We start from the raw sequence: 20114 nt of genomic DNA, 5'->3' as shown, positions 1-20114 counted from the left end.
TGATGAAGCTTTCTCTTAAAAATCTCATATATCGTATTAAAATTATAGCTAAAAAAATATCCTACTTGTTATGGGCATATCTGCTCTTTGGTTCTTTATTTATTCTAAAATGTTTTCCAGCCAAAATGGGAATTTCTTTTTTTGCTTGGTTAGCAAAAAAAATTGGTCCCCTTGTACATCGTCATCAAATCACACTTGCAAACCTTAGGAGTGCATATCCAGAAAAAACAGAGCAAGAACTCCGTGCGATTGCAATAGAAATGTGGGAAAATATAGGACGTTTCCTAGCCGAATATATTTTTCTTGATAAAATTTTTGATTTTGATCCTCATGCAGACGAGCCAGGTTTCATTGAGGTTAAAGGTATTGAAATATTTGAGCGATTAAAAAATGAAAAAAAACCACATATTTTTTTCACCGCACATACTGGAAATTTTGAACTTCTGCCTATTTGTGCACAAAGTTTTGATCTTAATGTTACGGTATTATTTAGACCACCCAATAATCCCTATGTTGCCAAACGAATCCTTAAAGCACGACAAACTTCTATGGGACACCTTGTTCCCTCCAAGGCCGGAGCAGCATGGGCATTAGCAGCCAAATTAGAAGAAGGTGAAAATGTTGGTATGCTCGTTGATCAAAAATTTCGCCGCGGTATCATGGGAACATTTTTTAACAGACCTCTTAAAACAAACCCCTTAATTATAAAACTTGCTCGACAATATGACTGTGATATTTATCCAGCACGTTGTATTCGTTTGCCTAGTGGACGTCATCGTTTAGAGTTATATGAACATGTAGAACTTCCACGTGATGAAAAAAATGATATCGATATAGCTGCTTCTACGCAAAAATTAAATGATATTGTTGAATCTTGGGTCCGTGAATATCCTGGACAATGGATGTGGTTACATAGGCGTTGGGACATCTAACATAAGCTCTATTGCTTACAAAGGAAGTGCAAAATGTTAGCCTCAAAAGATATCAAAGATCTCACAGCAATTATCACTGCATTACGAAACTCTGATAATGGTTGTATCTGGCATAAAAAACAAACTTTTGAATCCCTCATACCCTATATGCTCGAAGAAGTTTACGAAGTCATCGATGCCATTGAACGAAAGAATCGAAAGGATCTCTGTGAAGAACTTGGGGATCTTCTTTTACAAGTTGTCTATCATGCTACCATAGCACAAGAAGAAGGCAGCTTTACTTTTGAAGATGTTGTTTATGCAATCACGGAAAAAATGATTCGACGCCATCCTCATGTTTTTGGAAATGCCGAGCAAAAAAAACGAGGATTTATAAAAGAGGAGTGGGAATATATAAAAAAAAGAGAACAGGTTGAACAAAAAAGAATGTGCGAAGAAAAAAACAACAATTCCTCCACAAGCATACTCGCAAAAGTAAAACAAATCCAGCCAGCAAACCAAGAGGCACTTGCTTTACAAGAAGCAGCAGCTAAAGTAGGTTTTGATTGGCAAAAAAGTGATAAAGTTTTTGAAAAAATAGAAGAAGAACTCGAAGAGCTCAAAGAAGCCATCAAAAATAAACAAAACTCAGAGATAGAAGCAGAGTTTGGAGATCTCTACTTTATACTCCTTAACCTCGCGCGCCACTTAGCGATTGATTCACAAAAAGCATTAAAAAAAACGAATATAAAATTTCGAAATCGTTTCGCCTATATTGAAGAAAAGCTATCCACTCAATCTAAAACACTCACTGACGCATCCTTGAATGAAATGGAAGCACTTTGGAAGCAAGCTAAAAATGAACAATAAAAAATAGTAGATTTCTTCTACCTAAAAGAACAAGCCCCTCTAAAATTACTAAATTATAATTTAGCTCAGCTCAATTTGTTTTATATTGATCCTGCGTAGCAGGACGAAGTTCCACCGATTCTCCACACCCGCATGCTGAAACTTGATTAGGATTTTTAAAGATAAAACCAGACCGCAGCGTTGTCACTTCATAATCCATCTGCGTCCCTAATAAAAATAATACCGCATCATGTGCTACAAAAACACGGGCACCATTCACTTCAACAACATCCGCATCTATCCCCTTTTCTTTGACAAGAGTAATTGTATACTCCATCCCTGCACAACCACCTTTTTTGATACCAACAAGAATACCCTGTGCATCTTTTGCATCCATAATCGCTTTAACACGATCCACTGCTGCTTGCGTCAAATTTATTACCGAAAAACGGCTCATAGTTTACTCTTTTCTTAGTTCAATAGACACTTTGAAAGTTTTTCCTCTATAATATTTTATCTGATATTTCAGAAAAAAAACAAAACATAAATTAAAGCATTCTGACCTTGTTTATTTGGATAAAAATACATACCCGTAAAATGAGATTTGTGATTATATAATCCAGAACTTACAATTTTTTGTCCACATAAAATGCAAAATACCTCATCTATAAAAACTCTAAAAAAACGAAAACTTTTCAAAACCATACATTCACTCCTCTTCTTTTGAAAATCTTTATCTTTTTAGAAAAGTAACGATTAGGTAAGAAAAAAAATATACCTTCCGCACTCATTTGCTCCAATTCATACCCCTAAAGTCACCAATCTTACCCCCTCACAATCTCAAAAGTAATTAAATGCATACATCTATTAACTATAGTGCTAAAAATTTAATGATCACAAAGAATTTTACAAATTCGTTATTTATCTTGAATTAACAACAAAATATTGATGTCCAAAATTTTTACTTTCAAAAGCTCTAAGTGCAAGAGCATTTTAGATTATTCTGTTTATTTTTTCTCTTGCCTTTAAAGAAACAGTCATTTAATCGTTTTACACAAACTCGGAGCGTAGCGCAGCTTGGTAGCGCACTTGACTGGGGGTCAAGGGGTCGTGGGTTCAAATCCCGCCGCTCCGACCATTTTTAAAATGCTATAAAATAAGCTTACTTAAAAAGTGAATGATTATGCATTTCAATTGCACACACATGAAATTTTTCTTCAACATAGAATAATGTGCAATGATATTTTATCATAAATTCGAGATAAGCTGTTTTATTTAAATGCGCTTCTTCTTAGGAAAACACATACGAAACGCGAGACCTTTTGTCTCGCGTTTTTTATTCTTCAGAAAAATTTATAATTATTCGATCTCATATTTTCTAAATTTTCTTTACACGATAATGTCGCTGTTATCATTTTTTGTAATGGATGGTGACATCTGTACGGTTATCTTTTTAGGTTTTAATTCAGCTGGCATTTCCCTTTTAAGCTGAATATGAAGAAGTCCATCTCCAAGTTCTGCCCCAATAACCTTAACATGATCAGCTAAATGAAAACGCCGTTCAAAAGCACGCGAAGCAATACCTCGATAAAGGAATTCTCGCTCTTCATCATCATTTTTAGACTTTCTGTCTCCCTTAACGATCAGCTGGTTACAATGCGTTTCAATATCAATTTCATCTTGAGAAAAACCAGCAACAGCCATAGAAATTCTATAAGAATCTTCAGTTAAACGCTCGATATTATAAGGGGGATAAGAAGAAACTTCGTCTGGTTGTGTTCTAGAATCAAACCAGTTAAAAAGATGATCAAAACCTACTGTGGAACGATAAAATGGTGAAAAATCTACTTGACGCATAATATTGCCCTCCTCTAGAGCGACTATAATTTATAACTAATTCACAAAGTTCCCACATGGCAAACTTACTTGTGAACCTGCGGCCCCATCATGGCAACCGCACTATATTATCTAGTAATCGTTTTTCTTTATTTCAACTCTTTGGGACCTAAATTGATAAAAACTATCTAAAAAGCAATATACCCCTTTTTAAATCCTTTTTCTTCATTACATAAATGTCAAAGCACTAAGCAGCAAATACATTGTAAAGGATTTCAATTGGAAACACCTCTTTATCCCATAGACTGGGGGGCCACTCCTCTTAATGTCCATCATGGTACTCTTAAAATAGCAATAGATCATGAAATTCGTTTTGCTATAACATATCCTGAGGTGGAAAAATCTAAGGGAACAATTGTTATTCTCAAAAGTTACGCAAATGCTTTAGAAAAATATTTTTTATTAATAAATGAAATTTCTAAACGCGGTTTTCATACAGCAATATTTGACTGGTTTGATCAAGAAAAAACATCCCTCAAGATAAGAAAACAAAACAGACATCATTATTTTGATATAAATAACGATATTAATGACTTATATAAATTTCTTAAAAATATTGTTTATCCTAATTGTCCGCCACCTTACTCTATGCTTGCCTACGGCATAGGTGGATTGATAGCACTTAGCGGATTAGATCTCATTAATCATCAGTTTAATAGATTGCTCTGTGTTTCTCCCCTTTTTGCTCCATTCGGCAATAAAACAAATGGTTTTCAACATAAATTAACACAATTTCTTTCTGATATAGGTCTTGGCTTTATACCAGCGAAAGATGGTAAAAAATTAAACAAAACAAAACAAAAAAATATACAATTGGGACACATACATAAAGTGCCGCTCTCTTCCATTAAGCCCCCAACATCCCAATGGATAGCATCAGTATTTAATGCGATTGATTCTGTGAAGAGAAATGTACTTCATGGAGATTTACGAATCCCAACACTCTTTATTCTTGCCAATCAAAATAATATTGCAAACAACATTGAAGTGCAGCAATTATGCCAACACACACGTCTGACAGAAAGTATTACTATTACAGGCGCTGAACTGGATACAATTATGGTTAACGAAGATTATAAAAAGCAATTTTGGGCTGCATTTGATGCATTTATTCCCTATAATGTATCTGTAAAATAACACTAAACCTTAATTCTGCTCCGCCCTATCAAAAAAGAAATTTTCTACGAGCATTGGATCTACAAACACTTTTTAATATAATGGATTTTACTTTCCAACCACTCATATGATTCGTTTTCTAGCCTCTACAGACAAGCCATGACCTAAATATTCACCACGCATTCTAATAAAAAAACTAATATACAAAGTATATCATTACATTAAACAATATTATTTTATATCATAAAAAATAACTTAATAAAAAACTATTTATATAAATAAAAATAATAAATCTATCTTAATATAACATGATACATATTTATAAATAAAGCATCAAAATACTATTTTTGATTTGTTATAAAATACTCATTTAATATTATATCTAGAAAAATAATATTTTTCATCTATTTAAGGAAAAAAACTGGAAATAAAGCGCATTTATAATATTTATTACAAATCTCTATAAAAACAAACAACTATAAAATTTCTATTTCTTAGGAGAACTTTTTAAAAACAATAAATTAACATAATATTCTTTTAATTTCTCGATATAGGAAGTCCCTACAATAATGGTTTTCATAAGTTTTTTAATGGAATTCTGATAATAATCAGCAAATTTAAAAGAAAAGATAGCAATGAATCATCTTAGAAGTTTTAGAGCCCCCCTTCTTTTTTCAAAATCACATATATTTCGAATTTAACCAACTCACAACGAATATGCTGTATTCTGAATAAGAATGTAAGAATTAACCATTTTGCCATTCATTTCAATTATGAGCATTTTACCATCTTTTTTCTAAATACTCTATATTGTATAATTGATGCGGCAAAACTCTGACAAATGGAGCCATTGGAACATAATCATGAAACGAATCCTGCTCGCAGAAGATGATAACGATATGCGTCGCTTTCTCGTAAAAGCCTTAGAACGTGCAGGCTACGAAGTCGCCGATTTCGATAATGGTATTAGCGCATATGAACGTTTACAAGAAGAGCCATTTTCCCTTCTCCTGACTGATATTGTGATGCCAGAGATGGACGGAATCGAACTTGCACGACGTGCTACTGAGATTGACCCTGATTTACGAGTAATGTTCATTACAGGTTTTGCAGCAGTAGCACTCAATTCAAATAGTGATGCCCCTCCTGATGCAAAGGTTCTCTCTAAGCCATTTCACTTACGTGAACTCGTCAATGAAGTTGAAAAGATCCTTATCGCTGCTTAAAAAGTATTTTTAAAGTTATTTGCATCTGTTGAAAGAGAAAATGAAATTAGGCATTGACGTTTGGCATTCTATATGGTGTATGCAACATCAATGAATGGGCGTGTAGCTCAGCGGGAGAGCACTACGTTGACATCGTAGGGGTCACAGGTTCAATCCCTGTCACGCCCACCATTCAACTTTATAGTATAAATAAATTATTGAATTATCGTATTCTTCCAAGGTGCGGGATGCGTAAATAAAGGTTCGGAAATAAGATTTTGCAACATGCCTCTACAAAGGGCATGCCTTAGGGAGTGTTTCTAATATTTTTTACGTTCTGATAGCGCCTCTTGGGGGAAGCCATCTAAAAGTATCACAAACGTAATAACAACATCATTTTGCAACAGATTAGAAGTTGGATTTTAAAATTCTTTCGACAAGCATAGGCTTCTGTTCTAAAAAATATTGTTTATTTCCTGATCTATCCCCTGTTTTTCTTAATTCTTTCATGTCTATTGGTATACACTTGTTGTCCAAACAGTTAGATATAACCACAGTCACTTCGATAGATATAAAACACTTAACCTTAGAGCTGTATTTTGAGTTTACCAATTACAAATTATAATAAAATATCAAAAAGAGTAAAAAAACACGATAAAAGCAAATTTTTTCATTCTAAAAATACATTGATTTATAATCATGTTTTATTGTTTGCCATGTTCAATGAGAAATCCGAATATCGTAATGTTTTCTCATTTCAAACCTATTTATATTGAATCAAACAAAACCGTCTCTCTTACACGTCATAAGAGGAATTAGTATTAAGTAAAAATTGTATAAAAAAGCACAAAAATGCCGATAAATGCCTCAAGTGCTAAAATCTATTGCAACATCGGAGGCTGACAAATAGGCAAAGTATATGATAGCGTCAGCTTATTTCTTCATAAGTGTAAAGATGATGGAGCTCAATGGATTTATCATTGTACCATTCACGAGCGCCAGCGTAAAGTGAGCTTTAAGAGATATCTCTTAAAACAAAGCCTGTAAAATGGCATTCTCCTCACACTATATTCTTATTGAAATAATGATCACCTTGAACCGTGTGAGTTTAGATCTTCAGATCTCATCTGTATAACATTTTAATGTGATTGTTATCCAATATTAAAATACTTCTAACATGATGTACAAACTATAAAGAAATAAGAAAAAACATTTGAAAATGTAAATATGAAATCTAAAAATTTAACTCTAAGATACAATCTATCTTCATTCATATAAATACACAGTATACATTCTTAAACCTATAAGACTAAGAAAACCTAAACATTGATGCAACCTATAACCCTACCTGAGAAAAAGTGACAATCATGTTAAATCAAATTGTCCGCAAGTGTCTCTCATTGAAAAAAACAATATCTTATCTGGACGGCACATATAACAACTTTTTATACGAAAAAACTATAAAGAAGTAATTCGTTATGAATCACAGCTTCCAAGACAAGAAGATATTCCCTACCTCTTGTGCCGTCTGTAAATTCTCATCATAAACAGTTCTAAATCGAATCCATCATGCCTTGTATCTAATCAAAATCGATCTTACCAAAGATCATGCTGAAAAACGTAATAATATTATTCATAAAAAATAAAAAAAATCACAATAGATGTTTTTTGGCAATTTCACCAGCATTAGCCGCAATGCTTAAATCTAATCTAAGAAATAAAATATTCATTTTCAGAAAGATGAAAAGAAGCTCGTAAAAAAGAGTTTTTGCAATCTGTTTCCTAAAGCATGTGATATAGTAGCAACACGCGGCAAGAATATGCAATGCTAAAGTTTCAGCAATCAAAAGCAATTTTTACTGAAAAAAGAGAAAACAGCATCATTTTATACTAAAACAGTCAACAGAAAACGTTTAGCAACAAAATCAACCAAAAAACATCAAAAAGGTTCGGGAGTTTACAGAAAAATAAGCTAATAGAATAAAAGGAAAACTCTCTAACTTTTTATAGCCTATTAATATCATTTAAACATGGTGATCCCGACAGGATTCGAACCTGTGACCCACGGCTTAGAAGGCCGTTGCTCTATCCAGCTGAGCTACGGGACCCAACTGATTATTTTCTCAATTCAAAATAGCATCTTTAATTCAATGTGTCCAAGAATGCTGCCGATCACTGCGAAAATTATCAGAATAAGAAATAGCACGTCGAATCGACGTATGTTTCTTTTCTACACGGTAAGAGATAGCATTCTTACGCGCAAAAGCAATCGCTTCTTCCTTCCTATTAAATCGGATTCTCACCTGATTATTCATATCAGACGTTGCCGTGTACCCCATAAGAGGTTCAAGCATTTTCGCTTTCACCGGCTCATACTCTAGAATCCAAAAACCTGTATTCCCCTTACCTGACTGCATAGCTGTCTTAGCAGGACTATAAATACGTGCGATCATGCCTTTTTCCTTCAGATTACACAACGCTTGAATGATAGTTTCTCACCACACGTACCCAATTGGGTCATTCTCACACACTCAATCAAATATGGTCGGAGCGATAGGATTCGAACCTACGACCCCCTGATCCCAAATCAGGTGCGCTACCAGGCTGCGCTACGCTCCGCCATTTACATTTACTTGATGCACATTTCCTAAAATTTTCACAACAGAAGTGCAAGAGAAAAACACACTTTTTTTTAATTTTGTTGCATTTCTTTACAAAAAAGCACATTTTTAAATCTTTTTCCCTATTCAATAACAGATTTATTAACAAGTAGTAGAAAATAACCTCCGTAGAAAATCCAATCTATATTAAAAAAGAATGAATTTCTCTATAAGGACTTCATAATTCTTGTCCTGTTTTAAGCAAGCTCTCACTGTATCAAAACGCATTCCACAGATACAATTTTAGAAAAAAACGACTTAAATATCATAGAAAAACTTTCCCAAAGAGCACATAAGCCAAAAAATTAAGCTGTATTAAGCTTTTTCCTCTCTTTTTCTATCTTCCCAAAGACGCTTTTATTAAAAATTCTAGAATCTTCTACAATCCAAATCCATAAACAACAAACATTTTTTCAAAGCACAAAGATTTTATTATAAATAAAATAAAGCGCTCTTTTTAGAAAAATTTTCAAATGCGAAGATGGAAAGAATTCAACATCATACAATAAAATCTCAAAGCTATTTAAAATAAACACATGATAAAAGTAAAAAATATTATTTTTTACTTTTATATAGATATCCAAAAAGGAGAAAATTTAAATGACTTGTCTTTCCACGTATTGAAACGATAGTAGAAGGACAGAATAAGTAAGCCATGATAAGGAGTATTTACGGATTTCTTCTATTCAAAACTTCAGCAATAACAGAACGTGTTATTTTTCTTTTTCTTTGTAATGCCAACTGATCAACAGAATCAATAACACGCTTCAATGAAAATAAAGAACGTTCACAACGACTTACAAGATAATAAACCGTATCTGGATGTACAATAAGTTGCCTATCTGAAAAAAGCTTAAATGCAACAGCTGTTAACAATGCATCATCAGGCTGATTAATTTCAACGAACATTACCGAATTAAGACGACTTTTTAGATCATTTAACATTAAATTCCAAGCGGAAGGAAGTGTTCGTGCCGTCATCAATAAAGTAGCTTGTCGTGCATCAAGATTTGCTTGCTTAATACTGTTAATTAAATGAAAAAGTTCTGTCTCATTGATTTCACCTGTATCAATATCCTCTATTAAAAATGATCTGCCTAAAGAAGCCATAGTAATAGCCTGATCAATTTCATTGTGCTGAATCCTGAAAGCATCTGCTTTTTGGAGCCATATATTAGAAAAGTGCGTTTTTCCAGAGCCTTCTTTACCAACCAAAACTGCAATAGGTAAGCTCCAATTGGGCCAGTGATCAATAAGCTGAAAAGCCATACGATTGCTTTCCGTTACCACTAAATCCTCAAATTGAAAAATCGGATCATAGGGAAAATTTAAAGATAATTGCGTTTCACGCCCATTCATTTTAGCGGCTCCGAATTTCCGCTTCGCGAATACATCTGAGAACTCAGATAAGTATGAAGAGCAAAACGAACTAAAACGCCAACAGCCGCGGCCGCAGGAATAGCAACAAGCATACCAGTAAAACCAAAGAGTGAAGAAAAAGCAAAAAGTGAAAACATCAACCATACGGGATGTAATCCCACTGATGAACCTACAAGCTTGGGTTGAAGGATATAACCTTCAATAAACTGACCAATTAAAAAAAGTGCCATCACAACGATGATTCCCCCCCAATTATTGGGATAAAACTGGACCCATGCAATACCAACAGAAAGGACCAAGCCACTCATTGTGCCGATATAAGGAACAAAGCTAATAAGACCAATAAACATACCAATCAAAAGACTAAAATTGAGTCCTGCAATCGTTAAACCAATAGCATAATAGCCTCCCAATATGAGACAAACTGTTCCTTGTCCACGAACAAAGCCTGCAATAGCTCTATCCATTTCATGAAAAATACTACGAACAGTTTCAAGATGATCACGCGGTATTAACGAATCGATTGCTGTTACCATACGTGGCCAATCTAATAACATATAAAATGCCACCACAGGTGCCACAACAAATAGGCTAACGATATTAACGATTGATTTTCCTGACTTTAAAAGTGAATTCAAAAGAGACGTAATAAAATCCGAACCTTCTCCCAAAAATCCTTTAATATTATTCCGTAATTCATTTGGATCACTTCCAAAATAGCGCCTTAACCAATCAAAATCATGCTCAACAAAAAAGGTTTGAATACGATTAATGTAAACAGGTAAACCATCACTCATAAATTGCTGTATTTGCCAACTAATAACAGGAATCAAAATAATTAAAGCAGCAACAAAGGTAATAACAATAAATAGGGTGATAAGGACAGTCCCAAACACACGACGAATACCAAATTTTTCAAGTAATTGAACAATGGGATTGAGAAAATAAGCCAACACAATCCCTGCCACAAAAGGAAGCAAAATTGATCCAAAAACAAACATAAAAAAAATGAAAAAAATCAGCGTACCAAGCCAAAAAAAGATTTGCCTTTTCATATTATTCGGCAAAGGTAATTGAGTATACGCTGGCACATAAGTCTTATAACGATCACGAGATGTATTCTCACTCACTTTCTTTCTCATAAGCTGCCAAGAGGACTGTCCGTGATTATCTGATATCTTGCTCATAAAATATCCTAAAAAATTCTTCACAAAAAATTATAAACAACTTCAAAATAAGGTACAAGAAAAGTTGCTTATTTTCTTATCAATATCTCTTGCAGAGAGAACTCTATCATGGCATTGCATAATATCAAAACCTGATTTTCCATTAAAGGAAGGCTCCAATGAGCAATCAAGATCTTACAAATAATAAATCCAAGGCTGGGGATAAATCCAAAGCTGGTCTTACCTACGCAAAAGCCGGTGTAAACATCGATATGGGTAATGCCATGGTAGAAAAAATTAAACCCTTTATACGCGCAACAAAACGAGCCGGAACAGATGCAGAAATTGGCGGTTTTGGTGGACTTTTTGATTTAAAAGCAGCAGGCTTTACGGATCCTATCCTAGTAGCAGCCAATGATGGTGTGGGAACAAAATTAAAAATTGCCATTGAAGTAGGTCACCATAACACTGTAGGTATTGATCTTGTAGCTATGTGTGTCAATGATTTACTCGTACAAGGGGCTGAACCTCTCTTTTTTCTGGATTATTTTGCAACTGGAAAGCTTGACCCTGAACAAGGAGCTGCGATTGTTTCCGGTATTGCAGAAGGATGTAAACAAGCCGGTGCTGCTCTTATTGGAGGAGAAACTGCAGAAATGCCAGGAATGTATGCAGAGGGAGATTATGATCTAGCTGGTTTTGCTGTTGGAGCATGCGAACGTAGCAAGCTACTCCCTTCAAAAGATTTGACAGAAGGTGATATTATATTAGGTCTAAGCGCCTCTGGAATTCATTCCAATGGCTTTTCGCTTGTTCGACGAATCATCCAGCAAAATTATCTCAAATGGAATGACCCTGCCCCTTTTTCCCCTGAAAGCAGCCTTGGTATAGCACTTCTTACACCAACACGCATTTATGTAAAATCGCTTCTTCCCATCATGCAAAAATATGAAGGGATTAAAGCTCTTGCTCATATTACGGGTGGAGGTTTTCCTGAAAATATTCCACGCGTCCTTCCATCCTCTCTCTGCGCTGAAATTAATCTTTCTAGCATCAATGTTCCAGCAGTATTTTCATGGATTGCCAAACAAGGTAAAATAGAAGAAACAGAAATGTTAAGAACATTTAATTGTGGTATTGGCATGATCATTATCGTAGCACAGCATGCAGCTGAAACAATTACACAAGCTCTTGAAAGAAAAGGAGAGACTGTAACTCCCCTTGGCATTTTAACAAAATGCCAAGATCAAAATAAAGGAATACTTTATAAAGGGGTACTGCATTTATGAAAAAACAAATCGTCGTTTTCATTTCTGGTAATGGATCCAATATGGTCGCCCTTGCTCAAGCTAGTCAACAAACGGCATATCCTGCTGAAATCGTTGCGGTTATTTGCGATAATCCGCGTGCCAACGGTATTGAAAAAGCGCAAAACCATAACTTACCTATTCATATTGTTGATCGTAAAATTTACAAAACAAAAGAAGAGCATGAAGAAAATATTTTTACAATTTTAAATCAATATAAACCGGATTTTCTCTGCTTTGCAGGGTATATGCGCCTTATCTCACCACGTTTTGTAAAACTTTATGAAGGACGAATTTTAAACATTCATCCTTCTCTTTTGCCTTCATTTAAAGGCTTAAACACACATGAAAAAGCTTTACAAGCAGGTGTAAAAATCACGGGTTGCACTGTTCACCTTGTTACAGAAGACATGGATGCAGGAAAAATCCTTGCCCAAGCAGCCGTTCCAGTCTATCCCCATGATACTGCTGAGTGCTTAGCACAAAGAGTTCTTAAAGCAGAGCATAAACTCTATCCCGAAGCCTTAAAAGCATTTATTGAAGGGAAGAGCAAAATGGTCGATACGCAACAACAGCTTTTATCTTTTTGAGTGTATCAACAATCTATTAATCAGCATATTTCAATGCTTTACACATAGTTTTTGCTCAGTATCTACAATTGAAAATCTCTATGAAATATTGACATAATAGAGTCCATCTCTTCATAAATTTTTGCACAAAATATGTAATTTTTTGAATTTTAGTTCATTTTTAAAATTTTTCTTCTTTATTCAATTCTATGACATTATCATAAGCTCTATTTATCAAAATACTCTCGTATTTCGCCTAAAAAATCTTAAAATACGCAATTTTCTATTGCATAAATTTTTGTTTATGACGAAAGTGTTTCTTTAACTGTTACAGCTAACTGTTTGAGTGTAAAAGGCTTAGATAAAAAACCAAAAACAGCATCTTGTGGAAGATTTTTAGCAAAGGCATCTTTTGCATATCCAGAAACGAAAAGAAATTTGATATCAGGATAGTTTTTACGGACTTCCTTCAATAAAGTGGGCCCATCCATTTCTGGCATCACCACATCGGAAACAATAATATCAACATCTCCTTTTTGTTCCTCAAGAATAGAGAGTGCTTCCACCCCACTTGCTGCCTCTAAAACCGTATATCCTCTCATTTGAAGAGCTCTTACCCCCCCCATTCTGACCGCATCTTCATCTTCAACCAATAAAACAGTCGCAGATCCTGTTAAGTCTATATTTTTATCTTTCTCTTCATCTTTTTCAATCTTTTGAGAAATTTCTCCTTTTATATTGGGGATATAACGGGGAAGAAAAATATGAAATGTTGCTCCTTCACCTTCTTTACTTTCACAATAAATGTACCCACCGCTCTGCTTGATAATTCCATAAACCATTGATAAACCAAGTCCTGTTCCTTTTCCAACTTCTTTTGTTGTAAAAAATGGCTCAAACATTTTTTCTTGTATAGCAGCGGATATACCAGCCCCTGTATCTGAAATAGTCAATTGCACATACTCGCCAATTGCTAAACCAAGATGATTAAATTCAGCACTTTGTTGCTTTGTAATATTGTTTGTCGCAATCGTAACAATACCTCCATCTAACATGGCATCACGCGCATTAATAACCAAATTCATAATAACACGCTGGAAAGATGCTTGATCAACTTCAACGCTCCACAAATCTCTTCCATGGATAATTTTTAACTGAATATTATTCCCCAAAAGTGGTAAAATAAGATTGCGGATATCTGATAAAAATTCAGTAAAATCAACTTCTTCAGGTCGAAGTGTTTGCTTTCTAGAAAAAGCTAATAATTGCTGTACAAGAGCAGCTGCTCGATTAGCATTATTTTTAATATTGATCAGATCAGCATGAGCAGGATCAGAACTACGATGCGTATTTAAAAGAAGATCACACGACATTAAAATTGCTGTTAAAACATTATTAAAATCATGAGCAATGCCGCCAGCCAATTGTCCTACAGCTTGCATCTTCTGACTTTGCATCATTTTGTCTTCAAGTGTTTTTTGTTCGGTTGTTTCAATGACAGAGATAATAAGCAAATCTTGCAATGCATCACCATGATAAGGCGGTACAGACATAATATGGAGTCGTAAATGGCATTCTTCATTTTTTTCTAAAACAGTTTCTAGAGAAACAAAATAATTTTTATTTGTCGCAATTCTCTGAAAAGAACGCTCTAACTGCACACAATCACGACGAGAAATAACATCATAAAAATTGACAGCTTTGTCCATACATCCCGTGAGTGATGAAAAAGCTTTATTCATATGAATCAATTGCCCTGCATGATCCACCACGGCTATTGCAAAAGGACTCGCATCAAAATATTCTCCTAATATACTGGGTAATTTTAATTGATCGTCCTCTTCTTTTTGTATTTGTTGTGGAATGATCACAATACGATAAATGGCCTCCTCTTCTAAGAGAGAAGAAACAGATATAAGACAATGGAATATTTTCTCACAAGTCGTGTGTGAATTTAAACATAACGAAAACCTATAAGGTAAAGAGTAACCTGAACTTTGATATCTGTTGGTTTGCAAACAGATATCACTCCATGAGCTCTTAGCGCCAACGCTATCAAATAACGAATCAAAATTATATTGACCAATTGAGAAATTCGCTAAATCAATTGAAAACCATTCGGCAAAAATCGCATTGGCATAAAGAATAGTTCCTTGTCTATTAACGGATACAAAACCAATAGGGGCTTGATCCAAGTGATTGATAGCCTCTTGAAGGTTCGAGAAAAAAACTTCTCGCGTTTGTTGTAAATGCGAAATATCAGTAATACGCCAAAATAAAAGCTTTTTTTTCTGTTTTGTGATAGGCTGCACGGAAATATTATACCAAACAGATTTTTTTGGTGTAGAATCGGTAAAAATTGGTTGTTCTACTCTCAATTCCTCTTGCGCTGCAAGATTATTACAGGCAGCAACCTTTAAGCGATACGAGAGTGCATCTGCTCCTGGAAGATCAGCAATAACCATATAACAAGACACTTCAGGCTTATAGGTCAGAATTTTTTGATAGTTTTGATTAGAATAATAAACAAAACCAGAAAGATCAGAGATTACAATTGCATCATCGCTCCTATTAAAGATGCTAAAATCAAAATCTTCATGCGACCACACATGATATCTTAAAATGCCCATTCCACACAAAACGAGTGTTGCAACACCGATAATTGCTAGAATCAAAAAAGATATTGATATCGCCTTTTGCAAATAGCTTTGTGGATAAAAAAAACCTAAAATACCCACAATGAAAAGAAAAACTAATATAAAAACAACACCAAAAATCACAACTCTTCGATGAACAGAAGACACTGATCTTTTATTATTATCAAAACCTTTATCCATCTCTCATTGCCTTAGATTTAGCTGTTTCTTATATCACAAAACTTCCTTTATATTCATTGTTATAAAGTATATACTATGATATTATCTTTCTAAGAAAGCTCACTTAATGTTAAAAATTTTATTTCTTGTATTTAAGTGAGCCTTTTAAGGGTGTATTTATAAATTTATCTCGATAAAAAACGATATTTTCACACAAAAATGGGAGAAAATCTATGTATATCTGGTTATCAGAGCAAATAGGTGTATCTGCTGCGAAAATAACGATAAGCTCTTTGTTTTTTATAATAACAATCACAGCTATTACCATAATTATCTTGTTTTTACGTCGTTTAAGTACGAGAAGATTCAGCATTAATAGAAAAAAAAGTCTATCACGATTAGCATTATGTGAAGTAATTTCTATAGATCGAGCACGCCGCCTTGTTTTAGTCCGTTGCGATAATAAAGAACATTTGCTCCTTATTGGCGGATTAACAGATGTGGTTGTAGAATCCGATATTACAGGTACATCTAAAATACAAAAGAGAGAAACACACACACATCTAAATTCCGCCCCTACAGAAAGAAACAACATATCGGATAAAAATCCCTCTCCTTTTACGAATCAAGCGGTAAAAGATTCAGCAATCACCGCCGAAATTGAGGGGCGGCAAGAACCATCTTTATTCATTCCTACTCCTCAAAAATAAAAATACACAATTTTATCACCACGAATTTCGTTTTTTATCATTTCAATGACCTTAATCATCGCGATAAACTCTTTCACGTCGTTCGTGACGTTCTTGCGCTTCCAATGACAAAACGGCTATCGGCCGAGCCTCAAGACGCTTTATACTAATGGGCTCGCCGGTTTCTTCACAAAAACCGTATGTCCCATTATCAATGCGCTCTAAAGCAGCATCTATTTTTGAAATAAGTTTCCTCTGACGATCACGAGCACGTAATTCGATTGTACGATCAGTTTCACAAGAAGCCCGATCAGTCAAATCGGGTTGACCAACATTCTCTTCCTGCAAATTTTCCAAAGTCTCACGAGCTTCTTTTAATATATCATTCTTCCAAGAAACCAGTTTAGCACGAAAATACGCCTTTTGCCGCTCATTCATAAAAGGCTCATCTTCACTAGGGCGATATTGACCATCAATCTCTTCGCTCATGCAATAAAAAACCTCCACATATGCTATGTGCGGTCTATATATTGTGCAATACCCATCAACACAAGAGTAAAATGTCTTTTCATAACAATTGACGAATATGTCTAAATGCACTGTTTAGGTTTAATCGCTTTTTATGTAGATTGGATTCTTGATCAAATCTCATCCAGAATCATTTTTCTCGCTTATTGAAAAACTTTAAAAAGAAGGAAATCTAATATCAGATATCAGAGCCATCCCTCCCCTACTCTCTCATTCATTGTTTAAAGTCTAAATGAAGCAACAATAAATCATTTCATCAATGCAAAAAAATAAAATCTTTATAAAGGCAAAGTGTGATATTCACGTTTCAAATACATCAAAGCATCTTTTTCTTGATTACAGTTAATTGCAACAACCTCACCAATCAAAACACAATGGGTTGCGTGCTCATGCCAACAAATCAAACGACAATCAAACGATGCTAGAGCGTCTGAAAGACTAGGCGCCCCCGTTTGCAAAGCTCCCCATTGAGCAACATCAAAACGCTCATTTTGTGTAGAATTGCAACGCCTCGAAAAAACATCCGCTAATGAACGATGCTTTCCTGCCAAGCTATTAACACAAAAATTTCCATTCTCCATAAACACCTGATTCTTTAAATTATGGCGCATGAGACAAACAAGAAGGGTTGGAGGATCATCAGATAAAGAACAACACGCCGAAACAGTCACCCCGCGTCTTCCCTTAATACCATTTGTTGTCACAATATGCACAGCTCCTGCAAAAAGACTCATGGCATCTCGATATTCTTGGGAAGAAACCGCGATAGTATGTTTATGTTGAAGTTCAGGCATCAAATATGTTTTATGATTCGACATATCTTTCACTTATAAAGCTTTAAAATTTCAAGCGATCTTTCCATAAAAAGATCTATAATACATATTCTTTCTTTTCCGTCATAACACAAAAGATATTTGTGTATACACAGCGATATGATAAAAACTGCCAATCAAGGAGATTTTAATGCCCCATTCTCATCTCATTTCGCCTTCTCTCTTGGCTTCTGATTTTTCTAAACTTGGACAAGAAATGTTAGATGTTGTTGATGCTGGTGCAGATTGGCTTCATCTTGATATTATGGATGGGCACTTTGTTCCTAACATCACCTTTGGTCCTGAAATAGTCAAGGCTCTACGCCCATTAACAAAAGCAATATTTGATGTCCACCTGATGATCGCACCAGTAGACCCTTATTTGGAAGCTTTTGCAAAAGCGGGTTCAGATATTATAACCATTCATGCTGAAGCAAGTCCACATCTTCATCGTTCATTACAAACAATCAAAAAAATGGGAAAAAAAGCAGGAATCGCACTCAATCCAAGCACCCCTGAACATGTACTTGAATATTTGCTTGATCAATTAGATCTCATTCTCATCATGACAGTCAATCCCGGTTTTGGTGGACAAAGTTTTATTCCAGAAATAAAAGATAAAATTAAGCGCGTTAAAAGCATGATTGCAAACCGCCCTATTGATCTTGAAGTTGATGGTGGTATCACCGTTGATACAATTGGGATAGCAGCAAAAGCTGGTGCAAATGTATTTGTCGCAGGCTCTGCAATTTATAAAGATGGAAATAAAGAGCTTTACAGAACACGTATTAATGCATTGCGCCAAGCCGCAATCCTCTCGCAACAAGGAAAAAAATGATGATCGCACGTTATTCCCGCCCTGCAATGGTAACAATTTGGTCTCCCGAAACAAAATATCGTATTTGGTTTGAAATTGAAGCCCATGCCTGTGATGCCCTTGCTCACTTAGGGATTATTCCGAAAGAAGCCGCCAAAGTCATTTGGGAAAAAGGGGCAGCAGCTAAATTTGATGTCAATCGCATTGATGAAATTGAAGCAATTACCAAACATGATGTTATCGCATTTCTAACCCACCTAGCTGAATTCATTGGACCAGAGGCACGTTTTATCCACCAAGGCATGACATCATCTGATGTTCTCGATACAACGCTGAACATTCAATTGATGCGTGCGAGTGATATTTTGCTAAAGGATATAGATCAACTTCTTGAAGCATTAAAAAGACGTGCTTTTGAGCATAAAGAGACAATCACCATTGGGCGGAGTCATGGCATTCATGCTGAACCGACAACATTTGGAATCAAGTTTGCTCTTGCATACGCTGAATTTTCCCGTTGTCGCAAACGTCTTCTTGCAGCACGAGAAGAAATTTCTACTTGCGCGATTTCAGGAGCCGTAGGAACTTTTGCAAATATCGATCCACGCGTTGAAGAACATGTAGCAAAAGCCTTGAGGATGCGTGCTGAACCAGTTTCCACCCAAGTAATACCAAGAGATCGTCATGCTATGTTTTTTGCAACACTTGGTGTTATTGCTTCCTCTATTGAAAGGCTAGCGATAGAAATACGCCATTTACAACGAACAGAAGTTCTTGAAGCAGAGGAACATTTCTCACCTGGGCAAAAAGGTTCATCGGCAATGCCTCATAAACGTAATCCAGTTTTAACAGAAAATTTAACTGGATTAGCCCGTATGGTACGTGCATTTGCACTCCCAGCCATGGAAAATGTAGCACTTTGGCATGAACGTGATATTTCCCATTCATCTGTTGAGCGTTATATTGCTCCAGATGCGACTATTACACTTGATTTTGCTCTTTCTCGCCTCACATCTGTCATTGAAAATCTCATTGTCTATCCAGAAAATATGCAAAAAAATCTCAATAAATTCCGCGGTCTTGTTCACTCACAACGGGTTCTTTTAGCCCTCACACAAGCAGGGATTAGTCGTGAAGATTCTTATCGAATTGTACAACGAAATGCGATGAAAGTTTGGGAACAAGGAAAAGATTTTTTAGAAGAACTCCTCAACGACAAAGATGTTACTAAAGCTTTAAGTGAAGAAGAACTTCGCGAAAAATTTGATCTTTCTTACCACACCAAACATATCAATACGATTTTTAAACGTGTTTTTGAAGAACAATAAAGCGACATAGAAAACCAAAATCCATTCCACCTATGATCAAAAATCTGTTGTAACAAAGAAAACAA

The 20114-nt window shown here is 35.1% G+C and carries 17 protein-coding genes and 4 tRNA genes; 11 read left to right on the top strand and 10 right to left on the bottom strand.

Features of this window, described 5'->3' with window-relative positions; translation table 11 throughout:
* Positions 1-2 precede the first annotated feature (2 nt).
* Positions 3-932 (top strand): lipid A biosynthesis lauroyl acyltransferase, encoded by a 930-nt coding sequence (locus ACFIK0_RS05660; RefSeq protein WP_273791402.1) that lies wholly within the window; start codon positions 3-5, stop codon positions 930-932.
* A gap of 33 nt (positions 933-965) precedes the next feature.
* The gene (gene mazG / locus ACFIK0_RS05655; protein WP_375637474.1) at positions 966-1781 is read left to right on the top strand and encodes a nucleoside triphosphate pyrophosphohydrolase; all 816 of its coding nucleotides are present in this window, start codon (positions 966-968) and stop codon (positions 1779-1781) included.
* A gap of 70 nt (positions 1782-1851) precedes the next feature.
* Here mazG and ACFIK0_RS05650 read toward each other — a convergent pair whose 3' ends face one another.
* Entirely contained in the window at positions 1852-2217 is a 366-nt protein-coding gene (locus ACFIK0_RS05650; RefSeq protein WP_273791397.1) for an iron-sulfur cluster assembly accessory protein, read from the bottom strand.
* A 604-nt stretch (positions 2218-2821) separates the two neighbouring features.
* Between ACFIK0_RS05650 and ACFIK0_RS05645 the strand changes: the two genes are divergently transcribed.
* Positions 2822-2898 (top strand) — tRNA-Pro (locus ACFIK0_RS05645).
* Positions 2899-3149: 251 nt separating this feature from the next.
* On the opposite strand, the gene ACFIK0_RS05640 is transcribed toward ACFIK0_RS05645, so the two are convergent.
* On the bottom strand, positions 3150-3617 hold the full coding sequence (locus tag ACFIK0_RS05640) for an Hsp20 family protein (protein WP_273791398.1): 468 nt from the start codon (positions 3615-3617) through the stop codon (positions 3150-3152).
* A 258-nt stretch (positions 3618-3875) separates the two neighbouring features.
* Between ACFIK0_RS05640 and ACFIK0_RS05635 the strand changes: the two genes are divergently transcribed.
* From ACFIK0_RS05635 to ACFIK0_RS05625, 3 genes are all read left to right on the top strand, one after another.
* Positions 3876-4793 carry an alpha/beta hydrolase gene (locus ACFIK0_RS05635; RefSeq protein WP_375663111.1) on the top strand — a complete coding sequence of 306 codons (918 nt, stop codon included), beginning with the start codon at positions 3876-3878 and terminating at the stop codon, positions 4791-4793.
* Positions 4794-5635: 842 nt separating this feature from the next.
* Positions 5636-5998, top strand: coding sequence for a cell cycle two-component system response regulator CpdR (gene cpdR / locus ACFIK0_RS05630; RefSeq protein WP_005773448.1), 363 nt, complete (start codon positions 5636-5638; stop codon positions 5996-5998).
* A gap of 96 nt (positions 5999-6094) precedes the next feature.
* Positions 6095-6169 (top strand) — tRNA-Val (locus tag ACFIK0_RS05625).
* A gap of 1839 nt (positions 6170-8008) precedes the next feature.
* Here ACFIK0_RS05625 and ACFIK0_RS05620 read toward each other — a convergent pair.
* From ACFIK0_RS05620 to ACFIK0_RS05600, 5 genes are all read right to left on the bottom strand, one after another.
* Positions 8009-8085 (bottom strand) — tRNA-Arg (locus tag ACFIK0_RS05620).
* A gap of 39 nt (positions 8086-8124) precedes the next feature.
* Positions 8125-8430, bottom strand: coding sequence for an ETC complex I subunit (locus tag ACFIK0_RS05615; protein WP_273791168.1), 306 nt, complete (start codon positions 8428-8430; stop codon positions 8125-8127).
* A gap of 89 nt (positions 8431-8519) precedes the next feature.
* Positions 8520-8596, bottom strand: a tRNA-Pro gene (locus ACFIK0_RS05610).
* Between the two features lie 710 nt (positions 8597-9306).
* A complete protein-coding gene (gene hdaA, locus ACFIK0_RS05605) occupies positions 9307-9996 on the bottom strand; it encodes a DnaA regulatory inactivator HdaA (protein WP_375657889.1) in 690 nt (229 codons plus the stop codon).
* The gene (locus tag ACFIK0_RS05600; RefSeq protein ID WP_273791170.1) at positions 9993-11204 is read right to left on the bottom strand and encodes an AI-2E family transporter; all 1212 of its coding nucleotides are present in this window, start codon (positions 11202-11204) and stop codon (positions 9993-9995) included. The genes hdaA and ACFIK0_RS05600 overlap by 4 nt, the downstream gene beginning before the upstream one ends.
* 158 nt (positions 11205-11362) lie before the next feature.
* Between ACFIK0_RS05600 and purM the strand changes: the two genes are divergently transcribed.
* Both purM and purN read left to right on the top strand, forming a co-directional pair.
* The gene (gene purM / locus ACFIK0_RS05595) at positions 11363-12472 is read left to right on the top strand and encodes a phosphoribosylformylglycinamidine cyclo-ligase (RefSeq protein ID WP_375643184.1); all 1110 of its coding nucleotides are present in this window, start codon (positions 11363-11365) and stop codon (positions 12470-12472) included.
* On the top strand, positions 12469-13080 hold the full coding sequence (gene purN / locus ACFIK0_RS05590; protein ID WP_375613082.1) for a phosphoribosylglycinamide formyltransferase: 612 nt from the start codon (positions 12469-12471) through the stop codon (positions 13078-13080). The genes purM and purN overlap by 4 nt, the downstream gene beginning before the upstream one ends.
* A gap of 281 nt (positions 13081-13361) precedes the next feature.
* Here purN and ACFIK0_RS05585 read toward each other — a convergent pair whose 3' ends face one another.
* Positions 13362-15896 carry a response regulator gene (locus ACFIK0_RS05585; RefSeq protein WP_375637473.1) on the bottom strand — a complete coding sequence of 845 codons (2535 nt, stop codon included), beginning with the start codon at positions 15894-15896 and terminating at the stop codon, positions 13362-13364.
* Positions 15897-16108: 212 nt separating this feature from the next.
* On the opposite strand from ACFIK0_RS05585, the gene ACFIK0_RS05580 reads away from it, so the two are divergent.
* Positions 16109-16585, top strand: coding sequence for a flagellar biosynthetic protein FliO (locus tag ACFIK0_RS05580; protein ID WP_273791174.1), 477 nt, complete (start codon positions 16109-16111; stop codon positions 16583-16585).
* A 51-nt stretch (positions 16586-16636) separates the two neighbouring features.
* Here ACFIK0_RS05580 and dksA read toward each other — a convergent pair whose 3' ends face one another.
* On the bottom strand, positions 16637-17053 hold the full coding sequence (gene dksA / locus ACFIK0_RS05575; RefSeq protein ID WP_015856486.1) for an RNA polymerase-binding protein DksA: 417 nt from the start codon (positions 17051-17053) through the stop codon (positions 16637-16639).
* Between the two features lie 317 nt (positions 17054-17370).
* Positions 17371-17910, bottom strand: coding sequence for a flavin reductase (locus tag ACFIK0_RS05570; RefSeq protein ID WP_273791175.1), 540 nt, complete (start codon positions 17908-17910; stop codon positions 17371-17373).
* A 145-nt stretch (positions 17911-18055) separates the two neighbouring features.
* Here ACFIK0_RS05570 and rpe point away from each other — a divergent pair, with 145 nt between their 5' ends.
* Positions 18056-18742 carry a ribulose-phosphate 3-epimerase gene (gene rpe, locus ACFIK0_RS05565; RefSeq protein WP_273791176.1) on the top strand — a complete coding sequence of 229 codons (687 nt, stop codon included), beginning with the start codon at positions 18056-18058 and terminating at the stop codon, positions 18740-18742.
* The gene (gene purB / locus ACFIK0_RS05560) at positions 18742-20049 is read left to right on the top strand and encodes an adenylosuccinate lyase (protein WP_375631281.1); all 1308 of its coding nucleotides are present in this window, start codon (positions 18742-18744) and stop codon (positions 20047-20049) included. The genes rpe and purB overlap by 1 nt, the downstream gene beginning before the upstream one ends.
* Positions 20050-20114 lie beyond the last annotated feature (65 nt).

It is taken from the genome of Bartonella sp. CL63NXGY (assembly GCF_042194905.1).
GTDB lineage: Bacteria > Pseudomonadota > Alphaproteobacteria > Rhizobiales > Rhizobiaceae > Bartonella.
This window is presented reverse-complemented; position numbering and strand designations above follow the sequence as displayed.